The sequence below is a fragment of the Variovorax raffinosi genome (assembly GCF_051216615.1).
In the GTDB taxonomy this organism is placed as follows: domain Bacteria; phylum Pseudomonadota; class Gammaproteobacteria; order Burkholderiales; family Burkholderiaceae_C; genus Variovorax.
Map to the genome: position 1 here is coordinate 1 of NZ_JBPJZR010000026.1, position 17,002 is coordinate 17,002.

Consider the following 17,002-nt stretch of genomic DNA (forward strand, 5'->3'; position numbering starts at 1 on the left):
GAAGGGCTTCAGGCGCATCTTCTCTCGCTTCGAGAAGCTCGACGCGATGTTCCTCGGCTTCCTCAGCTTCGTGCTGGTCGCCGACGGTCTTCGCGGTTTGTGTTAACAGGCCCTAGTGTCGTGAGTTAGAAGTTCGCAAGCAAAATCTCTCGACGCTTGCAAGGATGTCTTCGGCAGACTTGATCCAGTGGAAAGGCTTGGGGTTGGCGTTGTTGAGCAGGAGGTATTGCTTGATCGCTTGCTCGAGTTGGCGCGTCGAGCGATGGGTGCCGCGGCGGATGTACTTCTCGGTGAGGGTGGCGAACCAGCGCTCGACCTGATTGAGCCAGGATGCCGAGGTGGGAGTGAAGTGCACATGGAATCGTGGATGGCGCGCGAACCAGTTTCTGATCGTGGGCGTCTTGTGGGTGCCGTAGTTGTCCATCACCAGATGCACGTCCAGTGCGCTGGGCACGTTGGCCTCCACGGTTCGCAGGAACTGCAGGAACTCGCTGCTGCGGTGGCGGCGGTGGACTTCGCCGATCACCTCCCCGGTGGCGATGTCCAGCGCCGCGAACAAGGTCGTAGTGCCATGGCGCATGTAGTCGTGCGTTCTGCGCTCAGGAATTCCGGGGGCCATCGGCAGTACGGGCTGGGTGCGGTCCAACGCCTGGATCTGGCTCTTCTCGTCCACGCACAGCACCATGGCTTTGAGCGGCGGGTCCAGGTACAGGCCCACGATGTCGCGCACCTTCTCCACGAACAGCGGGTCGCTGGAGAGCTTGAACGTCTCTTGGCGATGTGGCTGCAAACCGAAGGCGCGCCAGATGCGCGTGACGGCCGTTTGCGACAAGTCCATCTCGCGCGCCATGGTGCGCGTGCTCCAGTGCGTGGCCCCTTCGGGAATCGACTCCAGCGTGCGGGCAATCACCGCATCGACACGCGCGTCGTCGATGCTGCGCGGTGCGCCCGGTCGGGGCGCATCGAGCAGGCCGTCCAAGCGCAGTTCGACAAAGCGCGCCCTCCACTTGGACACCGTCTGGGGCGTGACGCGCTGGCGAACGGCGACCGCCTTGTTGTCCTGCCCATCGGTGCAGCCCAGCACGATGCGCGCTCGCAATGCAAGAGCCTGTGCTGTCTTGCGCCGCAGGGTCAAAGCCGTGAGTTGTTCGCGCTCCACATCACTGAGCACCAGTTCGCTCTTGGGTCTGCCTCTCATCGCCACCTCGTCGTGTTCGAACAGTACACGACTGACCGTAGCGGGAAAAATTAGTTCAACGAACTTCTAACTCACGACACTAGTCACGAACCCGCGATCCCGTAGAGCCTGCCCCCAGGTCCGCCAACTGAACCCCGGATGCGAAGGACGGAGCATAAAAATCATGCGAACAGGTCGGCCGGCAAGAGGGACGATGAAGACTTGAGCGGAATGGCGTCCGACTGGAACCAGGTCTCCATCTGGTAAGGACGACCCCTGCTCGTTCAAGACTCACGCGCGGTGCGCGCATCAGCTGCCAAACCAATGCCTGTCATCGGAACGCGGCTGGTACACGGGGCTGCGCTTGGCCTTGAACGCGGCCAGCGCTTCCTTCGCATCCGGGTGGCCGCTCATGCGCACCGTGGCGCCCTGTTCGAACTCGTAGCCAGACTGCAGGTCCATCCACTCGATGCGGTCGAGCACGCGCTTGCTCACGCGCACTGCCGTCGGACTGAACGACGCGATGCGGCTTGCATAGCGCATGGCTTCTTCTGTCAGCTTGTCGTCTTCGCAGACGATGATGCATCCGCCGGCAGCGGCAAATGCCGCAGCCGACAGCGGCTGGCCAGTGAAGTACATGCGCCGCACCAGCGGCTGCGGCGCGATTCTTGTGAGGTGGCGGGCCCCACCCATCACGCCCACCGTCAGCTCGGGCAGGCCGAACTGGCTGCTCCTGGCTGCGACCACGAAGTCACACGCCGCCGCGATGGCGAGGCCCGTGCCCAGGGCAACGCCGTGCACCGCGCCGATCACCGGCACCTGGCAATTGGCGATGGCGCCAAAGGCTTCCCGCACGCGCCACATGCGCTCGACCGCGTTCTCCGGCGTCATGGTGGCAAACTCGTCGAGGTCGTTGCCAGCGCAAAAGTGCTTTCCCTGGCCGCCGAGCACGATGGCCCGCACGTCGTCGCCCAGCTGATCGACATTGCCAAACAGTTGCCTGATCTCGATGTACATGTCACGGTGCACCGCATTTGCCGGCGCGCGCGCCAGCGACACGGCAACAACACCGTCGCCGCGGTTTTCTACGCTCAGATGCTTGAAGTCAGTCATGGCTTGTTCCTGCAATTTGCTTGATGGGGTGAAGGTTTCAAATCCGGGGCTGTTGGGTGGCGTCCTGCGCGTCGGCGCCCGCGCGTGCGCGCAACACATGCTTCAGCACTTTGCCGGTCGCCGTGTGAGGCAGCTCGTCCAGCACGACCAGCCGCTCGGGAATTTTCTGGCGCGCCACCTTTTCGGCGTCCATGAATGCGATGACGCCCGCCAGATCCAGCGCGGTGCCGGGGCGCAGCACCGCGTAGGCGCAAGGCGTCTCGCCCATGCGCGCGTGCGGCATGGCCACCACGGCAACTTCCAGCACCGAGGGGTGGCGGTGCAACACGTCCTCGATCTCCTTGGGACTGATGTTTTCGCCGCCGCGGATGATCAGGTCTTTCTTGCGGCCGCTGACGGTGATGTAGCCGTGCGCATCCACAAAGCCGAGGTCGCCGGTGTGAAAGAACCCGTCGGCATCGAAAGCCTCTTCGGTGTAAGCCGGGTTGGTGTAGCCGAGCATGACTTCAGGCCCGCGGGTCACGATCTCGCCCTCCGCGCCCATCGCCACCGGCCCACCGGTCACCGCATCGACAATGCGCACCTCGTGGTTGACAATGGCGCCGTCGGTGGTGGCGCCCAGCTCCGGCCTGTCCCCTGGCTTGACGCCCAGCGACACGGTGGGCGCCTCGCTGCTACCGTACACCCTGAACGTGAGGCAGTTGGGCAGTGCCAGCCGCGCGCGCCGCACCACTTCGGGCGGCACCGGCGCACCCCCGCTGCCGTAGAGCCGCAGCGACGGAATGCATGCACCGCGCCGCTCCACCTCCGCAACCAGCTCGATGAGAAAAGGTGTCGCCCCAATGCTGAAGCTGGCTTTGTTGGTGGCAATCAGGTCCACCGCTTCGCCGGCATCCCAGCGCTCCATCAACGTGGCCTTGATGCCAGCTGCAAACACCAGCTCCAGCGCGTAGAGATAACCGGTGATGTGGGTCACCGGCGAAGGCATCAGCACCACGTCGTCCGGCGTGATGGCCCAGAACCGCATGACGGCGTCGATCTCCGAGCGAATGGTGTTGTGGCTGTGCAGCACGCCTTTCGGGTCGCCGGTGGTGCCTGATGTGTAGAGCAGGAGCTTCACCGCGTCTGGATCGACAGGCACGAACTCCCCGGGTGGATCTTGAGGCCGGCCCTCGCCATCGCCCTGCGACAACCAGCCGTCATACGTGGCATCGACCATGCGGCCGGGCCGCAGAACCACCACCTGCTGCAAATCGGGAAGGTCGGCCCGCAGCCGCTGCACCATCGCCACGTAGTCGGTCTTGCGAAACACGTCCGGCACAAACAGCAACCGGGTTCGCGAGCTGCGCAGGATAAAGCCGACTTCGGCGTCGCGGTAGATCGGAACGATCGGGTTGCACACGAATCCGCCCAGCGAGCAGGCCAGGTTAATCACCAGCGTCTCGTGCCAGTTGGGTAGCTGAAAGCTGACCACGTCGCCGGGCACAAGCCCCGCCCGCCGCATGGTGCGGGCGAGCCGCGTTGCCTGGTCCAGCAGCTGCGCGAAAGTGAGTTGGACCTTGCCGTCGACCACCGCAATCTTGCCAGGCATGCCGGCCGCACGATCGGCCGCGCAGCGCGCCAGGGTCATGCCCGTCCATTGGCCGCTCGCGCGGTACCGTGCTGCCATGTCGTCGTCCAGCCGTGTGGACCAGCGACTGACATCCTTGCGCATGCGCATGTCCTTTTTTATTGCAGGCCGCCGCGGACCAGCTTCATGTAGGTGGCAATCACTTTTTCGGGGATCATGCGCACCGTTGCATGGTTCTTCACGTAGCGCAGGTACAGGTAGCTGCGCGCAGCCATGAACATGTAGGCCAGGGTTTCCAGCTCGTCCTTGCGGAACTGCCGGATGTCACCGGTGGCCAGGCCGCGCTTCAGCGCGTCCACGTAGTGGGCGGCCAGCAGCTTGAAATGCCTGGCGTGTGCTTGGGGCGCGGCAGCTTCCGCTTCGTTGAGGACGCGAAAGAAGCCCGGATTTGCCTTCAGATATTCGAAAAAGGCCCTGAAGCCCCGCTCTTCCATCTCGAATACGTCGCTTGCGCCGGTTACCCGCTCGCGGATGAACACCAGCATGTCCGCGCCCACGTGTGGCAGCAGTTCGTCCAGCAACGACTGGCGCGAACTGAAGTACAGGTAGAAGGTGCCCTGTGCAATGCCCGCGGCTTCGGTGATGCGCGTGATCGACGCGTCGGCGTAGCCGACCTCGCCCACCACCTTGGCGGCAGCCGCAAAAATGGCCTCGCGCGCCTCCGGTGTTCGCTCCTCGCGCGACAGCCGCCGGCGCGGCCGCTCTGTGCCCTTGGCTGCCCTGGGAGTGCGGGGTTTCCGTTCCACGTCGGTTGCAATGATGTTCTCGGCAGGCATGTGGTTCAGCCCCGGGCGCTCGACCATTTGAAGATGTTGTTGCGTTGCACGGCAGACGAGCCGCCGATGATCGGCAACAGCAGCGCGTCCCGCACATAACGCTCAGCGTCGAAGTCTTTGACGTAGCCGTATGCGCCGAAGATCGTCTGACACTCCAGCGCGACAGACTTGGACACCTCGGTCGCAAACAGCTTCGCCATCGACGTTTCGACATTGCAAGGCTGGTGCTCGTTGGCAAGCCACGCTGCGTGGTAAAGCACCAGCCGCGCCGCATGCAGCTGGGTCTTCATGTCCGCCAGCTTGTGCTGGATGGACTGGTACTGCGCGATCGGCTTGCCGAATTGCTGGCGCTCGAAGGCATAGGCCCAGGCGTCGTCCAGCGCAGCACGCGCAATGCCGATTCCGATGGCAGCCACCTCCAGCTTTTCCACGTCGAGGCCGGAGCCGACGATCATCGACCAGCCGTTGTTCCAGCCCGCCTCGCCGCCGATGACGTTGGCGAACGGCACCTCCACATTGTCGAAGGTGACGTCGGTGGTGGCGGCTCCTTTCATTCCCATGCCCTCGATCGGCGTGATGGAAACGCCCGCTGTGCCGGGCGGCACCATCACCAGCGACAGGTTCTTGTGGCGGGCTTGCTCGGGCCCGGTGCGCACCAGCGCGTAGATGTAGTCGGAGATCGCGGCGCCAGAGCAAAAGCGCTTGGCACCGTTGATGCGTACCGTGTCGCCGTCGCGTTCGGCGCGGGTCTTCACGCTGGCCAGGTCTGCCCCGGCGTCGGGCTCGGTCCAGCCGTAGGCGAACAGCAGCGAGCCGTCGACCACACGTGGCAACAGTTTTTTGCGCTGCTCTTCGGTGGCGCATTCCACCAGGTTCATGCCGGCGTAGCAGGCGCCCATGATGTAAGGCACGGACACCGCCAGGCTGCGTCGCGAGAGCTCTTCGATGACGACCATGGTCGCCAGGATGTCGCGGCCGGCACCGCCGTGTTCTTCGGGCACCGTGAGGCCCAGCACACCCAGCGCTGCCAGCTTGTCGAAGACGTCGCGGGGAAAGTGATTCTCCTTGTCCCAGCGCGCAGCGGCTGCGCGAGGCATTTCTTTCTCGACAAAGCGCACCAGCGTGTCGCGCAGTTGTCCAACGTGTTCGGGCTCGGTGAAATTCATGGACGACCTTTAAGACTGGAAATTTCGGCTGCACAACCGTCATTGCGTGGTGCAGCGCGCTGTGTGTATCGCATTGCCGGGGCCTAACTAGAGGCGGCCGTGGCCGCATCGCCGTGGCCGCCAAGATAGGCCTCGAGAATGTCGCCATCGTTCAGCACCTCGGCCCACTCACCGGCCGTAATGGCGCGCACCACCTTGCCCAGCGAAATGACGTAGGCCCGGTCGGCAATCTGCGCGGCAAATGCCACGTTTTGCTCGACCAGCAGAATCCCGATGCCCAGCGCCCGCAATTTCTTGAGCACCTCGGCAATGTGGAGCAGCACTTTGGGCGCGAGGCCGGTAGACGGCTCGTCCAGGATCAGCAGGTCGGGCTGCAGCAGGAGCGCACGCGCAATCGCCACCATCTGTTGCTCGCCGCCGCTCAACAGCGACACCGGTGCTTCGATGCGCATCTTGATGAACGGAAACAACTCGATCACACTGTCAATGGTGAAGGGCGTGCGGCTCTGGCGCCGGCGGCCCGTTGCAAGGGCAAGTTCCAGGTTGTTGCGGACGCTGAGCTCGCCGAACAGGTTGCGCGTTTCCAGCACCGTGCCCACGCCGCTCGACACGCGCTGGTGGGGCGGCATGCGGTCCACCCGTTCGCCGCCGATCGAAATGGCGCCGGCTGTCACCGGCAGCAATCCGCTGATGGCGCGCACCAGCGTGCTCTTGCCGGCACCGTTGGCACCGATGATGGCCACGCTTTCGTTGCGCGCCACGCGCAGCGACAGGTCGTGCAGCACCGGAATCCGGCCGTAGCCGGCCGCGATGTTTTCTACGCTCAGCATGTCGTTCATCGGCTCAAACCCCCAGGTACGCTTCGCGCACGCGCGGGTCGGCGGCAATGTCGCCGAACGAGCCGGACGAGATGATCTCGCCGAAGCAAAGCACATGCACCACCGAGCCGATGCGCACCAGGTCCATGTCGTGCGAGACGAGCAGGATGCTGGTGCCGGCCTGCAAAATCTTGCGCAGGCCGGCGCGCAGGGCTTCCACCTCCTGCACGTTCAGCCCCGATGACGGCTCGTCCAGGCACAGCAGCCGCGGCCGGGTGACGCATGCGCGCGCCAGCTCCACCAGGCGTTGCTGCCCCGCGGGCAGCAGACCGGCGGGTTCGTCTGCAATGTCGGCGAGCCCCATCGCCTGGCAGGTTTCGCGCGCGGCCGCCCGCATGGCAGCAACATCGCGCCTGGCCGATGGCGCATTGAACAGGCTGGCGACGAAGCTGCTGCGCTGGGTTGCGCAGGCCGCGGCCATCAGGTTCTCCAGCACCGTCATGTGTGCAAAAACCTGCGGCGTCTGGAAGGTGCGCACCAGGCCGGCACGGCTGCGCCGCGTCACGTTCCAAGCGGTGATGTCGCCGCCACCGTAGGCAATGCTGCCCCCGCTCGGCTGCAAGAAGCCGGAGATGATGTTGAACAGCGTGCTCTTGCCAGCGCCATTGGGGCCTACCAGGCACGTGATGGCGCCCGCGTGAATGTCGAAGCTCACATTGCGCAGCACCTGCAAGCCGGCAAACGCGTGGGTGATCGACCGCAGTTGCAGCAGCGGCTGGACGGGCGTGTTCATGGTGCCACCTTTGCGCTAGCTGCCGGCTTGGCCTTGCGGCGGCGGGTGAGATTCAGCACCACGCCGCCAAAGCCCTGCGGCAAGAAGAACACCGTTGCCAGCAGCAACAGTGCAAACAGCAGGGCGTGAATATCGCCGAAGCGGCCCAGCAGGTCAGGCAGCAAGGTGATGAAAAGGGCGCCTGCAATGGTGCCGGCAATGGTTTGGGCACCGCCCAGCACCGCGATCAGCAGAAAGTGGATGCCCTTGGCCACGTTGAAGCTGTCCACGCTGACAAACGACACGTAGTGCGCCAGCATGCTGCCGGCCAGCGACCCCAGCACCGCGCTCAGCATGAAGGCCTGGATTTTGAGCCGGTGTACCGGTAGCCCCAGCGCCAGCGCCGCATCGGGCGCGTCGCGCATGGCGCGCATGGCATAGCCGTAGCGTGAGCGCAGCAGCGCATAGTGCGCGGCAAACACCAATGCCAGCACGGCCCAGATGAAATAGTAAAAGCGCTGCGGCGTGGCCAGCTGCCAGCCAAACAGCGACAGCTTGGGAATGCCTCCGGTGCCCAGCGTGCCGCCGGTCAGCCAGTCCCATTCGACAAACAGCGTCTGGCCGATGAGCGCCAGCGCCAGCGTGGCCAGCGCCAAAAAGTAGCCCGACAACCGCAACACCGGCGCGCCCAGCAGCCCCGCCAGTGTTGCGCTCACCAGCATCGCAACCGCCATGGCCGCGCCAGCCGGCCAGCCCAGCACGGTGCAGCAATAGGCCGTGCCGTAGCCGCCAATGCCGTAGAACACGCTTTGCGCCAGGGACAAGATGCCGCACTGGCCCAGCAAGAAGGCCACGCCGAGCCCGGCGATTGAATAGATGGCGGCAAAGACGAACATGTCGACCACGCTGCGGCTGGCAAGTGCCGGCAGCACCGCCCAGCCCACCAGCAGCGCAATGCCGAGCGCCCAGCGCCGTGCGTTGTCCTTATCCGCCACGACGACCTCCCCGGCCCAAGATACCGTTGGGCATCACGATCATGATGACGATCAGCAACACCATGGAAATCACGTCCTTGTAGCCAGAAGAAATGCTGACCACGGCCAGCGCCTCGATCAGCCCCAGCACCACTCCACCGATCACCGCGCCGAACGGGTTGACCAGCCCGCCCAGGATGGCGGCGCCAAAACCCTTGAGCGTGAGCAGCAGGCCCATCTCGTAGTGCACCGTGATCAGCGGCGCAACCAGCACGCCCGCCAGGCCGCCCACCGTGCCGCCCAGAAGGAAAGTCAGAGAGCGCATCCACGGCACGTTGATGCCGATGGTCGACGCGCCGTCGGGGTCGATGGAGGCAGCCATCATCGCCAGGCCGAGAGTGGTGCGGCTATAGAAGAAGCGCAGCACCAGCACCACGGCCAGGCTGATGCCCACCAGCCAGGCCGCATGGATGCGCACCGCCGCGCCGAATAGCTCGAACGACTGCTCGCCCCCGATGCCAGGCAGTGCGTGGGTATCGCGGCCAAAGAAATACAGCACGCCGGCAGACACGGTGAAAGCAATGCCGAGCGTCAGGAGAAGAAAGGTGCCGTCATCGGCCCCGCGCTTGCGCGCACCGCGCACCAGCGTGAACTCGATCATCAGGCCGAACAGCGCGCTGAGCACCACGCCCACCACGAAGGACACCAGCAGCCCCTGCCCGAGCGCGGAGATCATCAAGTAGGCACCCACGCCCGCCAGCAAGGCGAATTCGCCCTGCATGGCGTTGACGATGCGGCTGCCGCGAAACACCACCGAGATGCCCAGGCCGATGAGCGCGTATACCATGCCGTTGGTCAACCCGACGACGACCGATTGCCAGTAAAGGGGAAGTTGGTCCATGCTGTTCAGTGCGTCGCGGGTGCGGGCGGGCCGGTCAGGCCTTCAAGTCGACCAGGTGGCGCTTGACGAATTCGCCATGCGCCTGCGAGGCCACGTCGAGGTGGCTGCGGTTGTTGTACAGGCTCATGTGGTTCACCTCGGCCAGCACCACCACCTTTTTGTCGTTGGCCGGAATCGAGTTGAACATCTCGAGTTCCAGGTCCCACTGCGTGATGTTGTCGCCGGCCGCAATCACCACCAGCGTGGGCGTATTGAGGATGCGCTTCGCGTACGGGAAGACGTTGTACTGCAACAGGTTTTCCAGCGACTCCACCGTGTTTTCGTGGCGGTGGCGCGGCGCCTCGGTGGCCTTGATTTTGTTGAAGATCTCATTGACGTGAGGGAAGGGCCACACCGACAGTTCCTCGTTCGGGTTGAGCGACGACATGGCCATCAGCGCGCCCGGCTCGCCGCGACCGCGCCGAATGCGGTCGTCCAGTACCAGCTTCTGAAGCTGGGCGAAACGGCGCTCCCCATGGCAGCGGCGCATGGTCTCCCAGCCTTCGACCACCGGCACGGTGGAGATGACGCATTTGACGCGCGGGTCGGTGGCGCCGACGATGATCGCGTGGCCGCCCGCGTACGAGATGCCCCACACGCCGATGCGCTCGGCATCCAGCTCAGGCTGATCGGCCGCAAAGGTGATGCCGTTTTTCAGGTCGTCGATCTGGCCCCAGGGGTCGATGTGCTGTGGCTGCGGGCTGTCGCTCTCGCCCATGTTGCGGTAGTCGATCATGAGGCAGGCCACGCCCACGTCGAGCATGGCTTGCGCGTAATGCGGCAGCACGATCTCTTTGACATAGCACCATCCGCCGCCCATCACCACCACTGGGAAAGGGCCCTCGCCCTTGTCCGGAGTGGCCAGCACGCCACGCACCTTGATGCCCTGGCTGTTGTATTCGACCGCGCGTTTCATGTGTTTCTCCTGAAATGGTTTGTGATGCACGTGGGCATCAGTTGGACGCCGTGAACGGCAACCGGGTGAACTGGCCCTTGACCAGCTGGGAATAAACGTAGCTGCCCAGCGCAATGCCGGTCATGTCGGGCGCGCTGAAGTCATAGCGGGCCATCACGCCCTCATAGGGCGCGCGCATGGCCGCAGCCACGGCTTCGCGCGATGCGGTGGGGCCGGCTTTCTCGACCGCGCGGGCAATCATGTGCATGGCGTCCCAGCCGGATGCCTCGAAATTCTTGGGCATGGCGTTGTTGTTTTCCTTCTTGTAGAGCGCTACAAACTGGTTCTGCCTCGCGACCGGGTCTTCGGCGACCACGAACTCGGGGAACACGATGGCGTCGCCAAACTCGCCCATGGCACGCACGTAGTCGTATGAGGCCGACCCCAGGCCTGCCACGATGGTCTGCGAAATCTTCATCTGGCGCGCGTTGCGGAAGGGCACCGCCGACGTGGAGATGACGAACACGATCTCAGGGTTGGAGGCGCGCACCTTTGCCGCCTGCGCCGATACGTCAGTGGCGCCAACTTCAAACCGCTCTACCGCCACGAAGTCGACGCCGTAGCCAGCTTTTTCGACCTGCAGCGCAGCCATGACCGCCTGGCCGTAGCCAGTGTCGTGCAGCACGCCGATCTTTTTTGCCTTGGCGCCCTTGGTGGCGTATTCCAGCATGGCGCGTGCGTTGAGGCTTTGCGGCGGCACCGCGTGAAACAGCGACTTGTAGTCCAGCTCGATCTTGGGTCCCAGGCCGGTAAAGCAGATCTGCGCCATCTTCTCGGCATTGGTGATGGCGGCCATGGAGCCGGTGCTTGCCGTGAGCGAGCCGCCGATGAGGGCGATGACCTTTTCCTCGAAGATCAGGCGCTCGGCCTTGCTTTTGGCCAGGTCGGGCTTGGAGCCGTCGTCCTCCAGGATGACCTTGACCTGGCGGCCGCGCACGCCGCCTGCCTGGTTGATGGCCTTTTCGGCCAACAGCACACCGCTGCGCTCTGGCACGCCCAGCCCTGCGCCGGGACCGGTGAGCGACAGTACCGCACCGATCTTGATCGGCTCGCCTGCCTGGGCCATGGACGGCCCGTAGGCCACCGCCGCACTGGCGGCAAGCAGCTGCAAGAGATTGCGCCGCGTCGGCACCACCAGGTGCAGGTTTGTTTCGTCATTGTTCATGTTGTCTCCACTCTTGCGTGTTTAGTCACTATCAAGGGGTGTCGTCAGGCCAGCAGTTGCCCCAACCGCCAGGTGATCTTATGACGCATAATTCAATGAATCAATAGTCATTGAACGTTGATTCATCAGTGTTAACCCTTACAAACATGGCCTGCGTCGATGCAACGCCGAGGAGACAAACATGGCTGAAATTGCCCCCATACCGCCCGCAAACATGCAGCTGCAAGGCAAGGTGGCGCTGGTGACCGGCGGCGCCAGCGGCATCGGTCACGCTTGTTGCGAGGCGCTTCGCAGCGCAGGCGCCACCGTAGTTGCAGCCGACCTCCGGTTCGGGCAACAGCCTGAAGGCGGCGACACACAAGCCGCAGCCCAGATGCCGGGCAATCGAATGCCGTGCGATGTGTCGTCAGAGGCGTCGGTGGCCGCGCTGTTTGCACGCGTGCTGGCACTGCACGGCCGCATCGACTTGCTCATCAACAGCGCCGGCATCATCGAGCGTGTCTGCCGCACGGTGGACCAGAGCGTGGAAGACTGGGAGCGCGTGGTTTCGGTCAATGCCAAGGGCACGTTTTTGTGCTGCCGCGAAGCGGGCCGAGCCATGGTGGCGCAGCGCAGCGGCGCCATCGTGAACATCGGCTCCGTGGCCGGCCTGGTGGGGATTCCAGGCTCCAACGCCTACGGCCCCAGCAAGGCCGCGGTGGCGCACATGACGCGCTGCCTCGCCTGCGAGTGGGCCAAGCTGGGCATCCGCGTCAATTGCATCGCCCCCGGCTACATCGACGCGCCCATGGCCCAGGCCCTGTTCGACGCCGCGCCCGCCGCACGTGAAGGTGCGCTCAAGCGTGTGCCAGCAGGCCGCTTCGGCCAACCCTCGGAAATTGCCGACGTGGCGCTGTTTTTATGCTCGCCGGCAGCGGCGTATGTGACGGGGGCGGTGATACCGGTAGACGGCGGGTGGTCGGCTTTTGGCGGCGCGTCGGGCTGAGGCCCACCGCCGTCATCCCCGCGAACGCGCACTGCTGTCCGGAATAAATTTCATTGGAACAGCCCCGGCTGAACTGGCTGCACTTATCCTGGTCCTGTCGTCGTCTTCGCCATTGGGATTCTTCGATTTGGGGCCTTGCGAACAGCCCGCCGCGTAGCTCGGCCTGTGCCATCCACAGCGACGGCTTCTTGCCATGCGCCGCGTTGTAGATCAAGACCAGCAGATAGGCGATCAGCCCTACCAGCAGCTGGATGCGCACCGCGTTGTCGCTTCCTGCCGAGGAACTGTTTGACCGACAGATGCTGCTTGATCCACTTGAAGAACAGCTCGACCTGCCAGCGGTCCTTGTACAGCTAGGCGATCTCTGTGGCGGCAGCGGTGAGGTCATTGGTCACCAGCACCAGAGGCTCGTCGTCCGGGCGGCTCACCTCGATGCGCCGCACCTGCCCTGTATAGAGATTGCGGTGGCCGCCGCGGCTGCTGCGGTGGGCAAAGCGGGCCACCGTGTCGCCCAGGATCTGGGCGTCTTCGCCGGGCAGCGGCAGCTCGCACTCGGTGCGCAGCGCCGCGTTGGTCTTTAAACGGGTGACGAAGCGCGCGCCCTTTGCGTCGATCTGGCTCCACCAGCCGTAGTCGCAGTAACCCTTATCGAAGACATAGGTCGCGCCTGGCTCGATCGGCAGTTTGCGACCCTCTCCCACGTCATTCACGTTGGCCGGCGTGATGCTCTGGTGCACCGGCAGCGCCGCCTCTGGCGCGATCAGCAGGTGCAGCTTGAGCCCGGGCGTGCGGGTCGCGGTTCCTGTTGTCCATTCATGGCGGCGCCCGCGCAGCGCGATGCTCGTGGAGTCGAGCAGGAACAGCATGCGCTCGCGCTCGGCGCGCACTTTACGCCCGGCCACCTGCATGAGGGCCTGGGCGGTATCGGCAAAGACCTGCGGGTTGCGCTTGCTGTTGGCGTCGGCCAGTGTCGAGCGGCGCAGCTGCCCAGTGCCAAGGTGGTAGTGGTGCTGCAGGTGCTGGTTGAAGCCCTCTTGCAGCACCCTGAGGCTGGAGGCGCCACTGAGCTGGCCGTACAGCATGGCCATCAGGTGGTCCCAGCTGTCGAAGCCTTTGTTGTGGCGGTCGATTTGGTGCGTTTGCACCGAGCGATCTCTGGCCGCTCACCCAGTGGGTCAACGCGGTCACACAGTTCGCGGATGATCTGGTACTGCTGCTTCGGCTCAAATTGCACAAGATTGTTCAGCAACATGGTCCGCTTGTTCGGTGCGTCGTTGGGATAGCTCGCGTAGGGGACATTCAACCCAAAGTCGTACGCGTAGGCTACCGTAAGTTCGACGGCCTGCCCGCCCGACAATCCGCCGCCGCCAAGGTCGACACTCGTGGTCAGCAAGTTAGCGGGATGCTGAAGGAACGCCATCGTAAAAGTGCTTGCCATGGGATTGATCGTAGCTCGGCTTGCCCGGCCTACGATCACTTGTCGCGGTTAGGGAAAGTCTGAACAAGTCCACCGATCATGCCGTGAGACGTTGAATCTGCAAAGGAGTGCGGGATGAGCCAAATCAGCTTTGCGGAGGCGGAGTACGCGGGCAAGAGGAAGAAGACCAGGCGCGAGGTGTTTCTCGAGGAGATGGAGCTGGTTGTGCCGTGGAAACCGCTGCTGAGGGTGATCGAGCCTTTCTACCCTGTGGCCGGCCGCGGCCGCAGGCCGTATCCGCTGGAGACGATGTTGCGCGTGCACCTCATGCAGAACTGGTTTGCCCTCAGCGATCCGGCGATGGAGGAGGCACTCTATGAGATCGCCTCGCTGCGCACCTTCGCCGGACTGAAACTGAGCGAGCCAATCCCCGACGAGACGACGATCCTGAACTTCCGGCACATGCTGGAGGAGTACGACCTGGCCGAGGACATCTTGAAGCAGGTCAACGCACTCCTGGCGCGCAAGGGCTTGCTGCTCAAGCGAGGCAGCATCGTGGACGCCACGATCATCGCTGCGCCCAGTTCGACGAAGAACGCCGACGGCGAGCGGGACCCTGAGATGCACCAGACGCAGAAGGGAAACCAATGGCACTTCGGCATGAAGGCGCACATCGGCGTCGATGCCGACAGCAGCCTGGTTCACACCGTGACGACCACGGCTGCCAACGAAGCCGACGTACTGCAGGTGGCCGACTTGCTGCACGGCAAGGAGGAAGCTGTCTGGGCTGACTCCGGCTACCGGGGAGCGCCCAGTCGGGTGGACCGCGAAGACCTGCAGTGGAACATCGCCGCGCGGCCCAGTGACATCGCCAAGATGCCCGAAGGCAGAGCCAAGACGCGAGTGAAAAAGGAAGAACACCGCAAGGCCAGCGTGCGCGCCAAAGTGGAGCACCCGTTTCGAGTGATCAAACGCCAGTTCGGCCTCTTGAAGGTGCGCTTCCGTGGTCTGCAGAAGAACACGGGCCATCTGCTGACGCTGTTCGCGCTGTCGAATCTGTGGATGGCGCGCAAGCAGTTGATGGCGATGACGGGAGCAGTCCGTCCGAAAGCAGCGTGAGGGCGCAGAAACGCGCCAAAAACCCACTTACGAAGGCGATTGCGTCATGAATTCATCGAACCTTCTCGACATACACGCGCCTCGCGGACTCGCGTTTGCCAGTTGTTCAGATGGTATGGGCGCCTCCCTCCTACCGCTGGTGCTGCTTGCACTGCGCCGCGGGTAGTGCCAGATTTGCGATCCCATCGTCAAAATCGGAAATGGAGAGCATCATGGAACGTACCGTCATTGCCGTCGACATTGCCAAGAAGGTGTTTCAGCTGCACTGGGTCGAGATGGATTCCGGTTGCATCGAGCGCTTGCAGTTGAAGCGCGCAAGGATGCTGGAGTGGTTTGCCAATCACGCTGCTGCGCTCGTCGTCATGGAAGCATGCGGCGGCGCACACGACTGGGGCCGAGCCCTGATGGGATTGGGTCACGAGGTGCGTCTCATCTCACCCAGGAAAGTGCGTCCGTTCGTGCAGCGGAACAAGACAGATGCCGCGGATGCGCAAGCGATCTGGACTGCGTGTCAGCAGCCCGGCATGCGCTTCGTTCCCGTCAAGACCGAGGCCCAGCAGATCGTGCTGTCGCTGCACCGGCTGCGCGCGCAACTCATGAAGACCCGCATCATGCAGACGAACGAACTTCGGGGGCTGCTCTACGAGTTTGGCATCGTGCTGCCGGAAGGCCACGCGGCACTGCTCAAGGCATTGCCTGACGCCATGTGCGACGCGAAGACCCGGCTGCCAGCGATGCTCATGGATAGCCTGGACGAGCAGCTCGGGCGAGTCCAGCAACTGCAGGCCGACATCGGCTTGATCGAGCGACGGCTCTCGCAGCAGATGCGGGAAATACCAGCCTGCAGGGCCGTCGCCGAAATCCCCGGCATTGGTCTTCTCACAGCCACGGCCGTCGTCGCCAGCATGGGCACGCCGACAGCGTTCAAAGACGCCCGGGAGTTTGCTGCATGGATCGGATTGGTCCCTCGCCAGACCGGTACCGGCGGACGGGTGCGGCAGCTCGGCATCAGCAAGCGCGGCGATGCTTACCTGCGAACGTTGCTGATGCACGGTGCTCGAGCCGTCGTGATCAGATCCAAGGATGGCCCGACATGGCCGTGGTTGACCGCTTTGTTGGAGCGCCGACCTTACAGCGTGGCTGTCGCCGCGGTGGCGAACAAGCTGGCGCGAACGATCTGGGCGGTGCTGGCAAGCGGTCAGGCCTGGCGCCCCGAGGCGTGGCAGGCCGCGCGCTGACGACTAAAAGAACGAAGACCCGGACCAAGCAGTTTGAAGGAGAGCAAGCGACCATGCGTGTGATGGACAGACAGGTCGGACCGGGACGGGACACTCCGATAAGGAACAAGAGCGTCAAGCTCGTTGATCAGATGGGAACCTCGTCAGCGAAAACCATCAGGGCCAGCAGGCATATCAGCCTGCACGACAGGCCGGATATAAGACTGCAGCCCTGCCTCCTGAATCGTCACACACACGAGTTCTTGCAATCCGGGAGGCGCCCATATAAAACCTTCCTTAGCTGTAGGCCTCGAGGTGTAGTACACCTGTAATACGAGCGTGCGCCTACGGTCGGCCACTCGGCGCAAGTCGTGGTCGGCCGCCTCCGCGCTGCTACGGCCGTGGCGCAGGCCGACGTGGGGTTCGCGATGGTGGGCGCGGCCATGGGCGGTCTCGCTTGCGTTCAAACGGCTAGGAACCGCGACAAAGGGCTAAGGTGCGGAGATCGAGGGTGTAGGCTTTTGGGTGTAGTACACCTTTAATAGGGCGGGCGCCTATGGCCCGCCACTCGCCGCAAGTCGTCGTCGGCCGCATTCGCGAGCGCCGGCTGGCGCAGGCCAACGTGGGCTCCTGATGGTTGTGCGGCACGGAAGCCGGATAGTCGTAAGCGGATGGGCGCTCCATCTTGACGGTCCCGATCAGCGGTTGCCCCTGCTGCAGAGTCAGGTGAGCGGTTGCCAGCGATGTGGCAGGAGATCGTCAATTCGGCTGTTCAGGT

Annotated in this window: 15 protein-coding genes and 2 pseudogenes; 4 read left to right on the forward strand and 13 right to left on the reverse strand. The window is 63.9% G+C overall.

Annotation, left to right across the window (positions count from 1 at the left end; translation table 11 throughout):
* A pseudogene (locus tag ACSFB7_RS37280) lies at window positions 1–106 on the forward strand (IS5-like element ISCARN85 family transposase); the annotation flags it as partial.
* A gap of 6 nt (window positions 107–112) precedes the next feature.
* Here ACSFB7_RS37280 and ACSFB7_RS37285 read toward each other — a convergent pair.
* The 11 genes from ACSFB7_RS37285 to ACSFB7_RS37335 form a co-directional block, all read right to left on the reverse strand.
* Window positions 113–1,198: an IS630 family transposase gene (locus tag ACSFB7_RS37285; RefSeq protein WP_435477370.1), complete on the reverse strand. Its 1,086-nt coding sequence runs from the start codon at window positions 1,196–1,198 to the stop codon at window positions 113–115.
* Between the two features lie 288 nt (window positions 1,199–1,486).
* The gene (locus ACSFB7_RS37290) at window positions 1,487–2,290 is read right to left on the reverse strand and encodes an enoyl-CoA hydratase-related protein (RefSeq protein WP_435477371.1); all 804 of its coding nucleotides are present in this window, start codon (window positions 2,288–2,290) and stop codon (window positions 1,487–1,489) included.
* A 37-nt stretch (window positions 2,291–2,327) separates the two neighbouring features.
* Window positions 2,328–4,004: an AMP-binding protein gene (locus ACSFB7_RS37295; RefSeq protein WP_435477372.1), complete on the reverse strand. Its 1,677-nt coding sequence runs from the start codon at window positions 4,002–4,004 to the stop codon at window positions 2,328–2,330.
* A gap of 14 nt (window positions 4,005–4,018) precedes the next feature.
* Entirely contained in the window at window positions 4,019–4,723 is a 705-nt protein-coding gene (locus tag ACSFB7_RS37300; RefSeq protein ID WP_435477373.1) for a TetR/AcrR family transcriptional regulator, read from the reverse strand.
* Complete coding sequence (locus ACSFB7_RS37305) at window positions 4,702–5,862, reverse strand: acyl-CoA dehydrogenase family protein (protein ID WP_435477375.1); 1,161 nt, start codon at window positions 5,860–5,862, stop codon at window positions 4,702–4,704. The genes ACSFB7_RS37300 and ACSFB7_RS37305 overlap by 22 nt, the downstream gene beginning before the upstream one ends.
* A gap of 83 nt (window positions 5,863–5,945) precedes the next feature.
* The gene (locus ACSFB7_RS37310) at window positions 5,946–6,692 is read right to left on the reverse strand and encodes an ABC transporter ATP-binding protein (RefSeq protein WP_435477376.1); all 747 of its coding nucleotides are present in this window, start codon (window positions 6,690–6,692) and stop codon (window positions 5,946–5,948) included.
* A 13-nt stretch (window positions 6,693–6,705) separates the two neighbouring features.
* Window positions 6,706–7,473: an ABC transporter ATP-binding protein gene (locus tag ACSFB7_RS37315; RefSeq protein ID WP_435477377.1), complete on the reverse strand. Its 768-nt coding sequence runs from the start codon at window positions 7,471–7,473 to the stop codon at window positions 6,706–6,708.
* A complete protein-coding gene (locus ACSFB7_RS37320) occupies window positions 7,470–8,447 on the reverse strand; it encodes a branched-chain amino acid ABC transporter permease (RefSeq protein WP_435477378.1) in 978 nt (325 codons plus the stop codon). The genes ACSFB7_RS37315 and ACSFB7_RS37320 overlap by 4 nt, the downstream gene beginning before the upstream one ends.
* Window positions 8,437–9,327 carry a branched-chain amino acid ABC transporter permease gene (locus tag ACSFB7_RS37325; protein WP_435477379.1) on the reverse strand — a complete coding sequence of 297 codons (891 nt, stop codon included), beginning with the start codon at window positions 9,325–9,327 and terminating at the stop codon, window positions 8,437–8,439. Before ACSFB7_RS37325 ends, ACSFB7_RS37320 begins: the two co-directional genes overlap by 11 nt.
* Window positions 9,328–9,361: 34 nt before the next feature.
* The gene (locus tag ACSFB7_RS37330; protein WP_435477380.1) at window positions 9,362–10,282 is read right to left on the reverse strand and encodes an alpha/beta hydrolase; all 921 of its coding nucleotides are present in this window, start codon (window positions 10,280–10,282) and stop codon (window positions 9,362–9,364) included.
* Between the two features lie 37 nt (window positions 10,283–10,319).
* Window positions 10,320–11,486 (reverse strand): ABC transporter substrate-binding protein, encoded by a 1,167-nt coding sequence (locus ACSFB7_RS37335; protein ID WP_435477381.1) that lies wholly within the window; start codon window positions 11,484–11,486, stop codon window positions 10,320–10,322.
* Window positions 11,487–11,667: 181 nt separating this feature from the next.
* Here ACSFB7_RS37335 and ACSFB7_RS37340 point away from each other — a divergent pair, with 181 nt between their 5' ends.
* A complete protein-coding gene (locus tag ACSFB7_RS37340) occupies window positions 11,668–12,471 on the forward strand; it encodes an SDR family NAD(P)-dependent oxidoreductase (RefSeq protein WP_435477382.1) in 804 nt (267 codons plus the stop codon).
* Window positions 12,472–12,554: 83 nt separating this feature from the next.
* Here the strand turns inward: ACSFB7_RS37340 and ACSFB7_RS37345 are convergent.
* A pseudogene (locus ACSFB7_RS37345) lies at window positions 12,555–13,616 on the reverse strand (IS4 family transposase).
* Window positions 13,559–13,909, reverse strand: a complete 351-nt coding sequence (locus ACSFB7_RS37350; RefSeq protein WP_435477383.1) for a hypothetical protein — start codon at window positions 13,907–13,909, stop codon at window positions 13,559–13,561. Before ACSFB7_RS37350 ends, ACSFB7_RS37345 begins: the two are co-directional and overlap by 58 nt.
* A 114-nt stretch (window positions 13,910–14,023) precedes the next feature.
* Here ACSFB7_RS37350 and ACSFB7_RS37355 point away from each other — a divergent pair, with 114 nt between their 5' ends.
* Window positions 14,024–15,007, forward strand: coding sequence for an IS5 family transposase (locus ACSFB7_RS37355; RefSeq protein ID WP_435477384.1), 984 nt, complete (start codon window positions 14,024–14,026; stop codon window positions 15,005–15,007).
* A 212-nt stretch (window positions 15,008–15,219) separates the two neighbouring features.
* Window positions 15,220–16,245: an IS110 family RNA-guided transposase gene (locus tag ACSFB7_RS37360; RefSeq protein WP_435477385.1), complete on the forward strand. Its 1,026-nt coding sequence runs from the start codon at window positions 15,220–15,222 to the stop codon at window positions 16,243–16,245.
* Window positions 16,246–17,002 lie beyond the last annotated feature (757 nt).

What these genes read in the sequence shown, in the direction of transcription:
- ACSFB7_RS37285 (WP_435477370.1), bottom strand. Translation starts at nt 1,198, where the DNA reads ATGAGAGGCAGACCCAAGAGCGAACTGGTGCTCAGTGATGTGGAGCGC.
- ACSFB7_RS37290 (WP_435477371.1), bottom strand. Translation starts at nt 2,290, where the DNA reads ATGACTGACTTCAAGCATCTGAGCGTAGAAAACCGCGGCGACGGTGTT.
- ACSFB7_RS37295 (WP_435477372.1), bottom strand. Translation starts at nt 4,004, where the DNA reads ATGCGCAAGGATGTCAGTCGCTGGTCCACACGGCTGGACGACGACATG.
- ACSFB7_RS37300 (WP_435477373.1), bottom strand. Translation starts at nt 4,723, where the DNA reads ATGGTCGAGCGCCCGGGGCTGAACCACATGCCTGCCGAGAACATCATT.
- ACSFB7_RS37305 (WP_435477375.1), bottom strand. Translation starts at nt 5,862, where the DNA reads ATGAATTTCACCGAGCCCGAACACGTTGGACAACTGCGCGACACGCTG.
- ACSFB7_RS37310 (WP_435477376.1), bottom strand. Translation starts at nt 6,692, where the DNA reads ATGCTGAGCGTAGAAAACATCGCGGCCGGCTACGGCCGGATTCCGGTG.
- ACSFB7_RS37315 (WP_435477377.1), bottom strand. Translation starts at nt 7,473, where the DNA reads ATGAACACGCCCGTCCAGCCGCTGCTGCAACTGCGGTCGATCACCCAC.
- ACSFB7_RS37325 (WP_435477379.1), bottom strand. Translation starts at nt 9,327, where the DNA reads ATGGACCAACTTCCCCTTTACTGGCAATCGGTCGTCGTCGGGTTGACC.
- ACSFB7_RS37330 (WP_435477380.1), bottom strand. Translation starts at nt 10,282, where the DNA reads ATGAAACGCGCGGTCGAATACAACAGCCAGGGCATCAAGGTGCGTGGC.
- ACSFB7_RS37335 (WP_435477381.1), bottom strand. Translation starts at nt 11,486, where the DNA reads ATGAACAATGACGAAACAAACCTGCACCTGGTGGTGCCGACGCGGCGC.
- ACSFB7_RS37340 (WP_435477382.1), top strand. Translation starts at nt 11,668, where the DNA reads ATGGCTGAAATTGCCCCCATACCGCCCGCAAACATGCAGCTGCAAGGC.
- ACSFB7_RS37350 (WP_435477383.1), bottom strand. Translation starts at nt 13,909, where the DNA reads ATGGCAAGCACTTTTACGATGGCGTTCCTTCAGCATCCCGCTAACTTG.
- ACSFB7_RS37355 (WP_435477384.1), top strand. Translation starts at nt 14,024, where the DNA reads ATGAGCCAAATCAGCTTTGCGGAGGCGGAGTACGCGGGCAAGAGGAAG.
- ACSFB7_RS37360 (WP_435477385.1), top strand. Translation starts at nt 15,220, where the DNA reads ATGGAACGTACCGTCATTGCCGTCGACATTGCCAAGAAGGTGTTTCAG.